16 protein-coding genes are annotated in these 14,732 nt (G+C 71.6%); 4 read left to right on the top strand and 12 right to left on the bottom strand.

What is annotated here, in order from left to right:
• Positions 1–3: 3 nt before the first annotated feature.
• Together AFL01nite_RS04980 and AFL01nite_RS04975 are read right to left on the bottom strand one after the other, a co-directional pair.
• Positions 4–522, bottom strand: coding sequence for a gamma carbonic anhydrase family protein (locus tag AFL01nite_RS04980; RefSeq protein ID WP_146826070.1), 519 nt, complete (start codon positions 520–522; stop codon positions 4–6).
• Positions 523–527: 5 nt separating this feature from the next.
• On the bottom strand, positions 528–1,577 hold the full coding sequence (locus AFL01nite_RS04975) for a hypothetical protein (protein WP_146826069.1): 1,050 nt from the start codon (positions 1,575–1,577) through the stop codon (positions 528–530).
• 41 nt (positions 1,578–1,618) lie between these two features.
• Between AFL01nite_RS04975 and AFL01nite_RS04970 the strand changes: the two genes are divergently transcribed.
• The gene (locus AFL01nite_RS04970) at positions 1,619–2,077 is read left to right on the top strand and encodes a DUF2530 domain-containing protein (protein WP_146826068.1); all 459 of its coding nucleotides are present in this window, start codon (positions 1,619–1,621) and stop codon (positions 2,075–2,077) included.
• 37 nt (positions 2,078–2,114) lie between these two features.
• Here AFL01nite_RS04970 and AFL01nite_RS04965 read toward each other — a convergent pair whose 3' ends face one another.
• The 3 genes from AFL01nite_RS04965 to AFL01nite_RS04955 are packed head-to-tail and all read right to left on the bottom strand — an operon-like array spanning position 2,115 to position 4,212.
• Positions 2,115–2,837: a DUF3027 domain-containing protein gene (locus AFL01nite_RS04965; protein WP_146826067.1), complete on the bottom strand. Its 723-nt coding sequence runs from the start codon at positions 2,835–2,837 to the stop codon at positions 2,115–2,117.
• A 57-nt stretch (positions 2,838–2,894) separates the two neighbouring features.
• On the bottom strand, positions 2,895–3,812 hold the full coding sequence (locus tag AFL01nite_RS04960; protein ID WP_146826066.1) for an AEC family transporter: 918 nt from the start codon (positions 3,810–3,812) through the stop codon (positions 2,895–2,897).
• 4 nt (positions 3,813–3,816) lie between these two features.
• On the bottom strand, positions 3,817–4,212 hold the full coding sequence (locus AFL01nite_RS04955; RefSeq protein ID WP_146826065.1) for a cold-shock protein: 396 nt from the start codon (positions 4,210–4,212) through the stop codon (positions 3,817–3,819).
• A gap of 173 nt (positions 4,213–4,385) precedes the next feature.
• On the opposite strand from AFL01nite_RS04955, the gene AFL01nite_RS04950 reads away from it, so the two are divergent.
• Entirely contained in the window at positions 4,386–4,991 is a 606-nt protein-coding gene (locus tag AFL01nite_RS04950) for a mannitol dehydrogenase family protein (protein WP_146826064.1), read from the top strand.
• 19 nt (positions 4,992–5,010) lie between these two features.
• On the opposite strand, the gene AFL01nite_RS04945 is transcribed toward AFL01nite_RS04950, so the two are convergent.
• The 5 genes from AFL01nite_RS04945 to AFL01nite_RS04925 form a co-directional block, all read right to left on the bottom strand.
• On the bottom strand, positions 5,011–5,985 hold the full coding sequence (locus AFL01nite_RS04945) for a YihY/virulence factor BrkB family protein (protein WP_146826063.1): 975 nt from the start codon (positions 5,983–5,985) through the stop codon (positions 5,011–5,013).
• Complete coding sequence (locus AFL01nite_RS04940) at positions 5,982–6,470, bottom strand: type II toxin-antitoxin system PemK/MazF family toxin (protein WP_246119590.1); 489 nt, start codon at positions 6,468–6,470, stop codon at positions 5,982–5,984. Before AFL01nite_RS04940 ends, AFL01nite_RS04945 begins: the two co-directional genes overlap by 4 nt.
• Before the next feature lie 4 nt (positions 6,471–6,474).
• Positions 6,475–8,058, bottom strand: a complete 1,584-nt coding sequence (locus AFL01nite_RS04935; RefSeq protein ID WP_186813816.1) for an AMP-binding protein — start codon at positions 8,056–8,058, stop codon at positions 6,475–6,477.
• Positions 8,059–8,122: 64 nt separating this feature from the next.
• A complete protein-coding gene (gene cysC / locus AFL01nite_RS04930) occupies positions 8,123–9,316 on the bottom strand; it encodes an adenylyl-sulfate kinase (RefSeq protein WP_146826060.1) in 1,194 nt (397 codons plus the stop codon).
• Positions 9,313–10,263, bottom strand: coding sequence for a sulfite exporter TauE/SafE family protein (locus AFL01nite_RS04925; RefSeq protein WP_146826059.1), 951 nt, complete (start codon positions 10,261–10,263; stop codon positions 9,313–9,315). Before AFL01nite_RS04925 ends, cysC begins: the two co-directional genes overlap by 4 nt.
• Positions 10,264–10,434: 171 nt before the next feature.
• Here AFL01nite_RS04925 and cysD point away from each other — a divergent pair, with 171 nt between their 5' ends.
• Both cysD and cysN read left to right on the top strand, forming a co-directional pair.
• Positions 10,435–11,358 carry a sulfate adenylyltransferase subunit CysD gene (gene cysD, locus AFL01nite_RS04920; RefSeq protein ID WP_146826058.1) on the top strand — a complete coding sequence of 308 codons (924 nt, stop codon included), beginning with the start codon at positions 10,435–10,437 and terminating at the stop codon, positions 11,356–11,358.
• Positions 11,358–12,602, top strand: a complete 1,245-nt coding sequence (cysN, locus tag AFL01nite_RS04915) for a sulfate adenylyltransferase subunit CysN (protein ID WP_146826057.1) — start codon at positions 11,358–11,360, stop codon at positions 12,600–12,602. Before cysD ends, cysN begins: the two co-directional genes overlap by 1 nt.
• A gap of 34 nt (positions 12,603–12,636) precedes the next feature.
• Here the strand turns inward: cysN and AFL01nite_RS04910 are convergent, their stop codons facing one another.
• Both AFL01nite_RS04910 and AFL01nite_RS04905 read right to left on the bottom strand, forming a co-directional pair.
• Entirely contained in the window at positions 12,637–13,098 is a 462-nt protein-coding gene (locus AFL01nite_RS04910; RefSeq protein WP_246119589.1) for an FAD synthase family protein, read from the bottom strand.
• Positions 13,095–14,543 (bottom strand): sugar transferase, encoded by a 1,449-nt coding sequence (locus AFL01nite_RS04905; protein ID WP_146826056.1) that lies wholly within the window; start codon positions 14,541–14,543, stop codon positions 13,095–13,097. The genes AFL01nite_RS04910 and AFL01nite_RS04905 overlap by 4 nt, the downstream gene beginning before the upstream one ends.
• Positions 14,544–14,732 lie beyond the last annotated feature (189 nt).

Here is a 14,732-nt window from a genome sequence, read left to right as displayed (position 1 = left end):
CGGTCAGTCGACGACGGTGGCGCCGCGGTGCAGCTCGCGGTGCTCCTCGTAGATCGCGGCGTTGAGGTGGAGGGTGGCGACCTCGTCGTCGGTGAGCTCGCGGCGGACCTTGCCGGGCACGCCCGCGACGAGGGAGCGCGGCGGGATGACGGCGCCCTGCGGCACCAGCGCGTTCGCGGCGATCAGGCACTCGTCGCCGATCTCGGCGCCGTTGAGGATCGTGGCGCCCATGCCGACCAGGACATGGTCGCCCACCGTGGCCCCGTGGATGATCGCGCCGTGGCCGACCGAGACACCCTCGCCCAGGGTCAGCGGCTTGCCCTGGTCGACATGGAAGACGCAGTTGTCCTGCACGTTGCTGCGGGGCCCGATCGTGATCGGCTCGTTGTCGGCCCGCAGGACCGCGCCGTACCAGACGCTGGCGCCCTCCTCCAGCACGACGGAGCCCACGAGGGTGGCGCTGGCGGCGACGAACGCCGACTCGGCGACCTGCGGTGACCTGTCTCCCAGAGCGATCTGCATGGGGTTCACCGTAGCGCCCGGCGCGAGCCTCCCGACCAGGCCCGACGCAGGGCCACGACCACGACCAGGCCGAGCACCGCCGCCACGCCCACGCCGCCGAGCACCACGGTGCGGGCGTCGGTCGCGAACCCCGCGTCGTCGGCGGACCCGGCGGGTGCGGCGGAGGGCTCCGGGGTGGGCTTCGGCAGCTCCGTCGTGACCGTGGCCGGCGCGGCGGCCGAGGCCGACCCGGCCGGGAGGGACAGCCGGTACAGCGGTGAGTCCTTCCCCTCGCTGCCGACCAGCACGGCGTCCTCGCCGACGAACGCGACGGTCTCGGCCTGGTCGAGCGGCGGCAGCGCCCGGCTGCCGACGACCGTCCAGTCCTCGGGGTCGATCGTCCACAACGAGGCGTACGACAGCAGCGCGACCTGCGACCCGTCGGGCGAGGCCGCGCCGTCGGTGACGAGGGCCGGCAGGCCGGTGGCCGTGACCTCGGCCGTGGCGGTGCGGTCCTCCGCCAGGTCCGACACGTCCACCGAGAGCACCGAGCCGCCCCCGAGGCTCTTGGTCACCAGGTGCAGCCGGTCGGAGCCGGCGGGGGCGAGCAGCGCCTCGACGTCGGCGGGCCCGCCGGCCAGCGCGACGGGGAACCGCTGCGCGTCGACCGTGCCGCCGGCGCGGCCGGGCTCGTCGATCACGTGGAGGGCGATGTCGTCGCGCACCGCGTCGTTGTCGCCGACGTCCCCGATCCACAGCCGCCCGTCCCGCAGGGCCAGGGCCTCCACGTCGCGGAGGTCCGCGCGCACGGTGGTGACGCCGACGACCTCACCGGTCGTGAGGTCGATCGCGAAGACCTCGGGCGCGTTGCCGGAGTCGTTCACCGTGTAGGCGAGGTCGTCGTGCTCGGCACTGACGACGAGTCCGCTGGACTCGGTGATGCGGGAGTCGGACACCGTGACGAGCGGCTCGGCCGGAGCCGCATCGGCGCGGTCGATCAGCGACGCGACGACGACCACGACGATCAGCGCCAGCAGCAGCCCCGGGATCAGGAGCCGGCGATGACGGGGGTTCACACCGTCACCTCCGCCGTCAGTCCGCGGGCTATCGTGGGGGCATGGCCCGTGAGAAGCGTTCCCGCATCCCCGACCTGGGCCGGCCCGAGGTCACGGAGCTGGAGTTCGGTCGCACGACCCACCGCGTCGCCGCGGTCGAGCCGATGGACGTCGACGGCGTCCGCACGATGACCGTCGGCACGATCGGCTGGGGCATCGTGGCGGTCGCGCTGCTGCCGTTCTGGGGCAACCTGCAGGACCAGGGCCGCACGTGGTGGCTGTGGACCGCGATCGCCGGTCTGGGGCTCGGCCTGATGGGCATCGAGTTCTGCAAGCGTCGTCGCGACGCCCTGCACGACCGCCCCGCCGAGGTCGTCCCGCCCGTGGCCGCTCCGACCGTGGCCGCTCCGACCTTTCAGCAGCCGACCCCGCCCGTCGCGCAGCGTCCGGCCGAGTCGCGCCCGGTCGCGCCGACCGAGACGCCCGACCGACCCGCCGGCGGCAGGCGTCGCAGGACCTGAGGCCTCGCGGCCTCGCATCGCAGGGAGCACGACCGGCTCAGAACTCCTCGAGCTCGGCGCGCATCGTGTCGATGACGGGATCGGGCAGCTGGCTGGCCGAGGCCGACCGCTTGGGTCGCGTGCCCGAGTGGGCACCGCAGCCGTGCGTCAGGGCCACGACGCGTCCGTCGGCGTTCGCCATCTTGTTCGCGCACACGCCGAACCGGTCGGACAGGTCGCCGGCGAGCGAGACCAGGAAGCCGCACGTGCCGCACACGCCGGGCGCCTGCTTGGCGATGGGGGTGTCAGGTCCGGCCTCGCCGTCGTACCAGCGGTCGGCGGCGTCCTCGCGTCCTTCGAGCGACAGCACCCACTCGCGGCCCAGGCCGATCTCGCGGGCGAAGTGGCGGTCGACGACGCCCGTGCCGTCGCCGTCGCCGGCCGACCAGGCCGGGACGAGCCGGATGTCGTCCTCCTCGGGCGGCAGCACGTCGCCGGGACCGAGGTCGCCGGGACGGATGCGCTCGCGGTAGGGGGTCCAGGCCGGGGCGACGATCGCCTCGTCGCCGGGCAGCAGCACGATGTCGTTGATCGTCGACTCGTCGTCGAGGACGGAGACGCTGACGGCCCAGTACCAACCCCGGTATCCCGGCAGCAGGCAGGCGAAGCGCTCGGTGAGCAGCCCGGGCGCCTCCTCGGTGGTGCCGAGGTGGTCGCCGACGGTGCCGGCCTCGACGCTCTCGTCGAGGGCGGCGCGTGCGTGGGAGGTCACCGTGCTCATGCACCGATTGTCCCCCACCGGTCAACACCGGACGAAACCGGCCGGTCCGGCCTCGGCTCAGGGTACGAGTAGCGCGGCCAGGCCCACGAGCACCGGCAGCGAGGCGACCGTCGTGACCGCGACGCAGTCGCGCGCCAGCACCGGGGCGTGCCCGAAGCGCGAGGCGTACACGAACACGTTCTGGGCGGTCGGCAGGGCGGCCATGAGGGTCACGCCGGCCACCTCGTGCGCGGTCAGGTCGAGGCCGTACCGGGCCACCACGTACGCCACGAGGGGCTGCCAGGCCAGCTTGAGGACGGACACGAACGCGACCTCGCGCCCGTTGCCGTGGCCGATCCGCGGTCCGAACCGCAGCGCGACGCCGTAGGCCAGCAGCGCGCTCGGGATGGCCATCGCCCCCAGCAGCGAGATCGGCTCGTCGACGACCCGCGGCAGCTCGACGTGGGCGAGCGACACCAGCACGCCGATGACCGCGGCGACCGAGACGGGGTTGCGCAGCCCGGCCTGCACGAACGACCACGGCGTGGCCCGACGCCCGGCCTCCATGCTGAGGAACGTCAGCGCGAGCGGCGCGTAGACGGTCAGCTGCAGCACCATCGTGGGCAGCGCGAAGGCCGCGTCGCCCAGGACGAACCCGGCGATCGGCAGCCCGAGGTAGCCCGCGTTGGCGTACGAGGCGGAGAGCCCTCCGACGACGGCGTCCGGACGCGGGCACCCCCGCCACCGCGCCCACGGCAGGTACACCAGCAGGGTGCCCACGACGCCGGCCACGGCGACGGCGAACCACGGCCCGAAGACGGTGCCGAGGTCGGTCGAGCCCAGGACGTCGATCAGCAGCGCGGGCGTGGCGACGAAGTAGACCAGCCGCGAGAGCACGACCTGGCTGGCGGCGTCCAGCACCCCGGTCGCGGCGAGCACGTAGCCCACCGCGATGAGGGCACCGATGACCGCGAAGCCCTCGAGCGCCCCGGTCACCCGATCAGGCGTCGAGGTCGGCGGCCAGGCGGCGCAGCAGCTGCGCGACCTGGCGGGCCCGCTTGCCCTCGGGGTGGCGGCCGTGACGGTAGCCCTCGCCGAGCCCGTCGAGCAGGTTCACGAGGTCCTCGACGATGACGACCATGTCCTCGGGGGACTTCCGCCGCGCCTGCGCCTGGGCCTGCGAGACCGAGGGGGTGGCGTCGAGCACGCGCACCTGGAGCGCCTGGTCGCCGCGCCGGCCGGCGGCGATGCCGAACTCGACGCGGGTGCCGGCCTTGAGCGTGGTCACGCCGTCGGGCAGCGCCTCGGCGCGGACGTAGACGTCCTCACCGTCCTCGCGACTGAGGAATCCGAACCCCTTCTCGGGGTCGTACCACTTGACCTTGCCGGTGGGCATGACCGTTCCTTTGCGTTCTCGGAGTGCGACCCCTGCAGTGTAGTGGGCGTGCTCGTCCCCCCGCGTGCGACGAAGGTGTCGACGCGGACGTGTGGCCTCCGCGAAAGGGGGTACAGGTGTGACATCGGTGCAGCACAGCGCCATCGACCACCAGGCGGAGAGGCCCTCTCGCGATGTCGCTTTCCGTGCCGCCGATCGAGCCGGACGACGGCCCCGCCCAGCGGGCGGTGAGGACGCACCTGCTGAGCGTCGGTCACACGGCACTGGGCTTCCTCGGCATCCTGGCGGGCCATGCCACGACCTCGGAGACCCTCGAGGACCCCGTCTTCCGGGAGTACCTGCGGGTGCTGCTGGAGCAGGAGGTGGCTCCACGGTGGCCGTCCCTGCCCGCCGCCGATCCCGCAGCCCACCGAGCGGCGATCGTCCGGCGGCTGAGCCGACTGGGCACGGCCGAGGAGCTCGCGCGGCTGTGCCTCGACGGGGAGCGGAACGTGGCCCGGTACCTCGTCCCGTCCGTCCACGAGGCGATGCGCGCCGGGCGACGCCACGAGCTCTCGACCCTGGCCGTGGCGGCGTGGCTCGTGCTCGAGTCCCGGAGCCGGGGGGTCCCCTCCCCGCTGGTGATCCGCGACGGGGAGATCTACGGCACGCTCGCCACGGACGCCCTCTTCCTGGCCAACACCCGTGCCGCCGTGACCGCCCTGCGCCGCCACGGCGCCCGCCGGGCCCTCCAGATCCACCTCACCTCCCGGGAGGCCGCCCCTGACGTCCCCCGATGATCGCCGCGCACCGCGCGGGTCAGGCGTCGTCGTCGAAGTCGACCGAGATCGTCTGGAATCCCTTGTGCCGCTGCATGCGCGCGTACTGGGCGTAGGCGCGGCGGTCGCCGGCCGTCAGCACGACGTTGTCGGTGAACGGGGTCAGCAGGGCCCGGGGGTACAGGTGGCGACGGCGCACGACGTTGATCTCGAGCCCGATGACGATCGTGGAGGTGAGCAGGAACAGCAGCGCGATGAGCCCCAGGACGAGGGCGAAGGTCTGGTTCATCGACGACGCGCGCGCGATGACGTCCTGCACGTAGGCGTCGCCGACGTACTGCAGGATCTGCCAGCCCAGGGCGCAGAACAGCGAGCCCGGCAGCACCGAGCGCCACGACGCCCGGCGCAGGCTGACCAGCTTGAAGACCGTGATGAAGATGCCCCACGAGACGAGGAAGCCGACCAGGCGCATGAGCAGGCCGAGGTCGGGCAGGTGGTCGATGCCGACGACCTGCGGGTTGTCCACGAGGGACTGCACGATGGCGATGAACGCGATCCCGAGCCCGCCGATGCCCAGCACCACGAAGCTGCGCAACCGCATCATGATCGGGTTCGGCCGGCTGTTGCGCGGCACGCCCCAGGCCACGTTGGCCGCGTTCTGGGTGGACTGGCCGACGCCGAGCGCCCCGTAGAGCGCGGCGAGCGAGCCGACGACGATGGCCGACGTGCTCCCGGTGACGCCACCGGGGCGCCCGAGCTGGTCGCCGACGATCGGGAACTGGCCCAGCGCCGTGTCGAGCAGACGCTGCTGCAGTTCGGGGTCGTCCTGCAGCACGAAGCCCAGGATCGACGAGGCGATGAGCAGCAGCGGGAAGATCGCGATGAACGAGTAGTACGTCATGATCGCGGCCAGGTAGGGACCTTGGTCGTCGAAGAACTTGTAGATGACCGCGATCGGGAAGCCGGCGACCGGGTGCTGCCGCTGGAAGCGGTCGACCCGGGCGACGATGCTCATGGCAGGTATTGTCGCGCAGCCCCCAGGACGCGCTCGTACACCTCGCGGGGAAGCACCGCGCCTTCTCGGCGCACGTCGGCCTCGCGGACGTCGATGAGGCGGTTGAGCCGCACTTCGCTGGGTCGGCCCTGCGCGTCCCACGACCCCGACCCGAGGTCCATCCAGTACCGCCCGGCCCGGGCTTCCTGGGCGGCGTCGCGGTCGTGGTCCTTCGAGGTCATCTGCAACGCGACGAGCGTGCCGTCGGGACGACGCCCGATGAGCAGCACAGGACGGTCCTTGCCCTGACTGGGGTCGTCCTCGTAGGGGACCCACGTCCAGACGACCTCGCCCGGGTCGGGCCGACCGTCGCGGTCGCCCGCCCAGGTCGTGTCGAGCCCACCCCGCGCGGGCGCCGGCGCGGAGGTCGTCCGCGAGGCGTCGGCGACGGCACGGCCGATCCGGACCAGCGAGCGCAGGACGCTCGGCAGGCTCCGACGCGCCACGGGGTCAGACAGTCGTCTCGAAGGCCGGCAGCTGGCGCTTCATGACCTTGCCGGTGGGGTTGCGCGGCAGGGTGTCGAGGAACATGACCCCGCGCGGCACGGCCGAGCGGGCGACGTTGTCCTTCGCGTACTGGACGAGCTCGTCGGCACTGATGTCGCTGCCGGACCGGCGCACCACGTAGGCGGCCAGGCGCTGGCCCCACTCGGCGTCGGCGATGCCGGTGACGACCACGTCGGCCACCTCCGGGTGCTCGACCAGGCAGTCCTCGAGCTCGCGCGGGAAGACGTTCTCGCCGCCGGAGATGATCATGTCGTCGTCGCGGCCGGCCACGAACAGGCGACCCTCCTCGTCGAAGTAGCCGAGGTCGCCCGAGTCCATGAGACCCGAGTGGAACGACTTGTTGCGGCCGTCGGTGTAGCCGCCGAAGGGCATGTCGTTGACGACGTGGATGACGCCGATGTCGCCCTGGGGCACCTCGTTGCCGTCGTGGTCGAGGATCTTGACGGTCGTGCGCCACGGGACGCGGCCCGCGGTGCCGGGCGCCGCGCGCAGGTCCTTCGGGTCGGCGATCGTGATCCAGCTGGTCTCGGTCGCGCCGTAGAAGTTGTAGATCGAGTCCGTGAACATGTCCATGTAGTGCAGCGCCAGGTCGCCGGCCAGGGCCGAGCCGCTGGACGCCGTGATCTTGAGACTGGACACGTCGGTGTTCTTGACGACCGACGGGTTGGCCTTGACCATGCGCTGGAGCATGAGCGGCACGACGACGAGGACCTCGACCTTGTACTGCTCGATGTCGCGGAGCGTCTGCTCGGGCACGAAGCGGCGGCGGAACACGAAGGTGGGGCACGTCGACATGCCGAAGCCCAGGTTGATCAGGCCCCAGGAGTGGAACAGCGGCGCACCGATCGCGACCACCGAGTTGCTGCGGTAGGGGATCGAGCCGAAGAACGCGAGCACCGGCTTGAGGTCCTCGGGCTCCTTGCGCTTCGCGCCCTTGGGCAGGCCCGTCGTGCCGGAGGTGAAGATGATCATCTCGCCGTGCTTGGACGGCAGCGGCTGCTCGTCGGAGGGCTTGCCGACGGTGGACGACTCGATCGAGGCCAGGTCGCCGGGGGCGTCGGCGTCGGCCCACGCCAGCATCAGCCGGCTGCGGCGGACGTCCTCCACCAGGGGCAGGAACTCCTGGTCGAGGATCAGGAGCTCGGCACCCTCGCGCTCGGCGAGGTCGGTCAGCTGGGCGCGACTGGACATCGTGTTGAGCAGCAGGATGCGGCCACCGAGCTGCAGCACCGCGATGAGCGCGATGACGAGGTAGCGGTGGTTGCGGCACAGGACGGCGATCGAGTCGCCGGGCTGCAGGCCGCGCTCCCGGAGCACCTCGGTGAACTGGTTGATCTGCTTGACCAGGTCCTCGTAGGTGATCTCGCCCGCGTCGTCGATGATCGCGAGCTGCTTGGGGTAGCGCTTGGCCGCGGCGTTGACGCCGGACGGCAGGCCCGGACCCCACTTCTTGAGCTGGCGAGCCGCGCCGATCAGCTTGTGCGGCGGCAGCGCCTTGATGACGCCCATGCGCCGCAGAACCTTCATTTTGTAACCCAAGTCACCCATGGACAGGGAGCCTAACAGTTGTCCACAGGAGCATCTCGCCTTTTCAGGACTCCACGACGAGGCCTTTTTCGCGCAGCATTCCCAGCACGGATTCGACGCACTCACCGACCCCTGTACGGGACGTGTCGATGACGAGGTCGGCGTCCTGCGGGACCTCGTACGGGGAGTCGATCCCGGTGAAGTCGGCGATGAGGCCGGCGCGCGCCTTGGCGTAGAGCCCCTTGCGGTCGCGGGCCTCCGCGACGGCCATCGGCGTGGCCACGTGGATCACCAGGAACGGCGACGCCGGCTCGACCCGCTCGCGCATCGCCTGGCGCGCCGAGGCGAACGGCGCGATCGGCGCGCACACCGCCAGTCCGCCGACCTCCGCGACCCGCGCGGCCACCCAGGCGATGCGCGTGAGGTTGCGCTCGCGGTCCTCGCGCCCGTAGCCGAGGCCGGCGGAGAGCTCCTGGCGCACGTCGTCGCCGTCGAGCAGGACGGGCCTGGCCAGCCCGCGCGCCGTGACCGTCTCGACGAGCGCCCGCGCGACGGTCGACTTGCCCGCGCCGGACAGTCCGGTGAACAGGAGCACCGCGCCACCGGCCACGGCGGCGCCCGGGCGGCGGAAGTCCAGCGGGTCCTCGACGCCCGACGCCTCGAGCGCGAGCGCGAGGACCTCCTCGGGCGTGCTCGTGGCGCTGACGGCCGGGGCGGCGAGGTACCAGGCCCGGGCCCCGGGGATCTCGTCGGCGCAGTGCCGCAGCTCGTCCATCATCGCGACGTCCAGGGCGGGGACGTCCTGGCTCGCGACGCCGATCAGGGCCAGCGGTCGCCCGTCGGCCGAGCGCACGGCGCGCATGACGTCGGCGGCGCTGACGTTCCCGCCGAACAGGGCGACGACGTGCCGGCTCAGGTCGAGGGGGACGACGAGCCGCACGACGCGCGCCGGCGGGTGCTCGGCGGCCTTCAGCGCACGCACGCGGCCCGCCACCCAGGTGCTGCGCTCGTCGCGGCGCCGGGTGTCGCCCAGCACGAGCACCGCCAACGGCGTGTTGTCGGGGTCGGTGAGCGTGAGCGAGCCTTGGTCGACGGCGCGACGTGCCGCCTCGGCCGGCACCGCGAGGGTGGCCTCCAGGGGCCAGTCGGCCGGGGCGCGGCCGGGCAGGCAGTAGCCGTCGACGGGTCCGAGGAACCGGCCGAGGATCAGCTCGAGCGCGTCCAGCTCCGCGCCCCGCAGGACGGCCGCCGCGCTCACCGGCCCTCCTCCCCCGACTCCGCGGCACGCTGCCGGCGGTGCTCGGTGAGGGCGAAGGCCGGGAAGCCGAGCTGCCGCCGCACGACCATCCACACCAGCGGCGCTCCGAACAGGACGAGCACGAGGACGGTGCCGGTCACGTCGGTCGGCACGCCGACCAGCTTGAGGCCCGAGGCGAGCAGCACGAAGGCCAGCGCCCGACGGACCCAGCCGCCGGGCAGCCGGGCCGAGAGCCGGGCCCCGAGGTAGGCGCCGGGGATCGAGCCGATGATCAGCGGCAGCGAGATCCTCACGTCGAGGTCGCCGAAGATCGCGTGGCTGATCGCCGCCGCGGCGACCAGCGGGACGGCCTGCACGAGGTCGGTGCCCACGAGCTGGCTCGCCTTCAGGCCCGGGTAGAGCAGCATCATGCCGATGATCACGAGCGAGCCGGACCCCACGGAGGTCATGCCCACCACGAGGCCGCCGACGATCCCCAGGCACAGCGTCGGCAGCGGGCGCACGGCGCGATCGGGTCGCGACTGGGGCAGCGGCTCGCCCCGGCCGTCGCGGGTGCGAGCCCGCTCGAGCAGCCGCAGGTAGGCCCGGACCAGCAGCATCGCGGCGCTCAGGAGGATGGCGACGCCCAGGGCTACCTTGATGGACTCCTGCGCCTGCTCGGACTGACCGAAGGCGCGCAGGATCAGCACCCCGCAGAACGCGGCCGGCACCGATCCCGCGCAGAGCCAGCCGACGAGCGTGAGGTTGACCGTGCCGCGGCGCAGGTGCACGCCCGCGCCGACCGGCTTCATCACGGCGCTGGCGACGAGGTCGCTGGAGACGGCGGTCAGCGGCGGCACGTTGAAGAAGAAGACCAGCATGGGGGTCATCAGCGCCCCGCCGCCCATGCCGGTGAGGCCCACGACGACCCCGACGGCGAAGGCGCCGACCATCAGCCACGGGTCCATGGGCGCCGATTCTGTCACAGCCGTCTCACGCAGAAAGCCGTCGTCAGGAACCCCTTCTGAGCGGTGTTAGTGTCATGCCGCGCCGACGGTGCGACCGACGCGGACACCCCTGTTCCGCGTGTCCCCGCAGCACCGTGGCGCCGATCGACCCGCGTGGGGAGGACCTCGTCGATGACTACCGACACGAGTGAGACACGCCGCTACGGCCTGAGCCAGCTGGACCACCTCGAGGCCGAGGCGATCTACATCATCCGAGAGCTCGTCGCCGAGAACGAGCGGCCCGCCCTGCTCTTCTCCGGCGGCAAGGACTCGGTCGTCATGCTGAACCTCGCCGTGCGCGCGTTCGCGCCCGGTCCGATCCCCTTCCCGGTCGTGCACATCGACACCGGCCACAACTTCGACGAGGTGCTGGCCTTCCGCGATCGCGTGGTCGAGCAGCTGGGCGTCCGGCTGATCGTCGGCTCCGTCCAGGAGGCGATCGACGAGGGCTTCGTCCGCGAGGAGCCCAACGGCTCGCGCAACCGCATCCAGACGCCGGTCCTCATCCGCACCGCCGAGCAGCACGGCCTCTCCGCCCTCTTCGGCGGCGCCCGCCGCGACGAGGAGAAGGCCCGCGCGAAGGAGCGCGTCTTCTCCTTCCGCGACGACTTCGGCCAGTGGGACCCCAAGAACCAGCGCCCCGAGCTGTGGTCGCTCTACAACGGCCGGATCCACCCCGGCGAGAGCATCCGCTGCTTCCCCCTGTCCAACTGGACCGAGCTCGACATCTGGCAGTACATCGCCCGCGAGGACATCGAGCTGCCCGACATCTACTACGCCCGCGAGCGCGAGGTCTTCCTGCGCGACGGCATGTACTTCACGATCAACCAGCACTGCCGTCCGGGAGACGACGACGAGGTGTTCGTCGAGTCGGTGCGCTACCGCACCGTCGGCGACGCCACCCTGACGGCCGCGGTCCCCTCCACCGCCACCACGCCCGCCGAGGTCGTCGACGAGGTCGCCGCCACCCGCATCACCGAGCGCGGTGCGACCCGGGGCGACGACAAGGTCAGTGAGGCCGCGATGGAGGATCGCAAGAAGGAGGGCTACTTCTGATGGACATCCTGCGATTCGCCACGGCCGGCTCGGTCGACGACGGCAAGAGCACGCTCATCGGCCGGCTGCTGTTCGACTCCAAGTCGATCTTCACCGACCAGCTGGAGGCCGTCGAGGCCACCAGCGCCCAGCGCGGCGACGAGTACACCGACCTGGCGCTGCTGACCGACGGCCTGCGCGCCGAGCGCGAGCAGGGCATCACGATCGACGTGGCCTACCGCTACTTCTCGACGCCCAAGCGCAAGTTCATCATCGCCGACACCCCCGGGCACATCCAGTACACGCGCAACATGGTCACGGGCGCATCGACGGCCGACCTGGCGATCATCCTGGTCGACGCCCGCAAGGGCCTGCAGGAGCAGAGCCGGCGCCACGCGACGCTCGTCTCGCTGCTGCGCGTGCCGCACATCGTGCTGGCGATCAACAAGATGGACCTGGTCGACTGGTCCGAGGACGTCTACCGCGAGATCAGCGAGGAGTTCGTCGACTTCGCCGCCCGGCTGGAGTTCACCGACGTCACCACGATCCCGCTGTCGGCGCTGACCGGCGACAACGTCGTGTCCCGCTCGGCGAACATGGACTGGTTCGAGGGCCCGTCGCTGCTGCACCACCTCGAGAACGTGTACATCGCCAGCGATCGCAACCTGGTCGACGTGCGGTTCCCCGTGCAGTACGTCATCCGGCCCCAGAACGGCCAGGGCGACTATCGCGCGTTCGCCGGTCAGGTCATCAGCGGCGTGCTGCGCCCCGGCGACGATGTCATCGTGCTGCCCAGCGGGCTGCCCTCGCGGGTCAAGGCGATCGACACCGCGAAGGGCGAGCTGGCCGAGGCCTTCTCGCCCATGTCGGTCACGGTCCGACTCGAGGACGAGGTCGACGTGTCGCGCGGCGACATGATCGTGCGCCCGAACAACCAGCCCACGGTCACGCAGGACCTCGACGCGATGATCTGCTGGATGGACTCCGAGCCGATGCGTGTCGGCGCCAAGTACGCGATCAAGCACACGACGCGGTCGGCCCGGGCGCTGATCAAGGAGATCAAGTACGAGCTCGACGTCAACACGCTGCACCGGCACCGGTCGCCGTCGGACCTGCCGCTGAACGCGATCGGCCGCGTCACGCTTCGCACGACGCAGCCGCTGATGGTCGACCCCTACCAGCGCAACCGCCAGGCGGGCTCGTTCATCCTGATCGACGAGGCCACCAACCGCACCGTCGGGGCAGGCACCATCACCGAGCACTGACCCGGGTGCCGAGGGCGATCGCCCCGGCATTCGATCAGCGCGAGGCGTAGAAGTCGGTCTCGGCGCGCTCGATGAAGGTGCGCAGGCGCGTGCTGGAGGTGTGCAGCGTGTACGGGAAGTAGACGACCCGCGCACCGACGTCGGCCATCGCGTCCTCGAGTCGCGCGCCCTTCGGCGAGCCGCGCCAGTCGTCGCCCTTGAAGATGGCATCGAAGTTGCGCTCGCCCCAGGCGACCCGCTTGTCCTCGCTGCGGTCGACGATGACCTCGTCGACGAAGCGCAGGGACGAGACGATCTCGAGACGCTCGGGCAGCGGCACGACGGGGGCCCGGCCCTTCAGTGCCATCACGTACTCGTCGCTGGCGACGCCCACGACCAGGGTCTGGCAGTGCTCGCGCGACCGGCGCAGCAGGTTGAGGTGGCCGATGTGGAACATGTCGAACACGCCGCTGGCGTACCCGACCTCGACGGCGTCGACCGCCCCGTCCGTGCTCACCAGGCGCCCTTGCGGTTGAGGACGACGCCGACGGTCTTGAGCAGGATCGACAGGTCCATCCACAGCGTCCAGTTGTTCACGTACATCAGGTCGAGTCGGATCGACTCGTCCCACGACAGGGACGAGCGGCCGCTGACCTGCCACAGGCCGGTCATGCCGGGCTTGACGTGCAGCCGGCGCCACACCCACTGGCTGTACTGCGAGGTCTCGCTGTCCAGGGCCGGGCGGGGACCGACGAGCGCCATGTCGCCGAGCAGCACGTTGAACAGCTGGGGCAGCTCGTCGAGCGAGGTCTGCCGCAGGAACCGGCCCACGCGGGTCACGCGGGGATCCTGCGTCATCTTGAACAGGGGCCCGGAGCCCTCGTTCAGCTCGCGCAGCTCCTCGACCCTCTGGTCGGCGTCGACGACCATCGTGCGGAACTTGTAGATGACGAACGGCACGCCGTCCTTGCCGGTGCGCTCCTGCCGGTAGATGACCGGGCCGCGGGAGTCGAGCCGGATCGCCAGCGCGATCAGCGCCATCAGCGGGGCGCCGAACACGATCGCCAGCACCGCGACGCAGCGGTCGAAGAACGCCTTCGTGGCCTGCCCGACGAGGTGGGAGTTCGGCGGGTCGAGGGCGAGGGCCAGCTGGTCGCCGACGCGCGTGGGGCGCACGAACTCGACGTAGTCGTTCATGTCCGTCAGGACGAGGCACTCGATCTCGGCACGCTGCAGGCCCCAGGCGAGGTGCCGCAGCGACGAGTCGCCGAGCGCCTGGTCGGCCGTGATGACGACGCGGGCGCCGTGCACGGTGCGCAGCAGCTTCGGGACGTCGCGGACGACGGAGTTCACGGTGGCGCTGCCCAGCGGCAGCGTGGAGTCCCATGTGCACCGACCGACGACGACCAGGTCGTCACGGTCCTCCCAGCGGGCGGCCAGGCGGTTGACGGCGTCCGCGGGACCGACCAGCAGCGTCGGGACGCGGCGCAGCGCGGCACGGTGGACCAGGGCCGACGCGACGATCAGGGCGGCGGTGACGCTCAGGACGACGACCACCGAGCGCAGCTCGGCGGACACGTCCTCCGCGACCACGAGGGTGGCCAGGGCGCCGAGGGCCAGCACGCCGATGAGGCGCTTGGCCGGCCGCAGGGACACGGCACGCTCGTAGGCGGGCAGGGCGGCCAGGCTGAACCCGAGCCACCCGACGACACCCACGGCCAGCAGCGCCAGGGCGCCGGGGGCCATGTCGATCAGTCCGCCGGTGATCAGGGTGCCGGCCAGGACCAGCAGGTGGCCGATGAGTCCTTGGCGGACCTGGGCCTCGAAGGACGAGCGTCCCAGCGGGATGGTCGTGAGCTCGCGGTGGACCGAGGGCGATCCGGTCGCGGAGTCGCTGGTGATCGGGTCCACCAGTCGCAGCGGTAGGACGACGTCGTCTCGTCCGTCGATCGCTGAAGTCATGCGTTCTCCCCAATGCGAACCCGGTGGCGTGCTGCGGACCCCTCCGCCTCACCTGTGGCTCACGTGCCGTCGTGTCTGCGTACCCAGCCAAGAGCGTCCTCGAAGGGTTCCGATACACACACCCGTGGGCATGCCCCCGATCGACTCCCTCGGCCTCCGGTGGTCTCCCCGCCGGATTCCCCCTCCGAC

The organism is Aeromicrobium flavum (assembly GCF_007992115.1).
Lineage (GTDB): Bacteria > Actinomycetota > Actinomycetes > Propionibacteriales > Nocardioidaceae > Aeromicrobium > Aeromicrobium flavum.
This window is presented reverse-complemented; position numbering and strand designations above follow the sequence as displayed.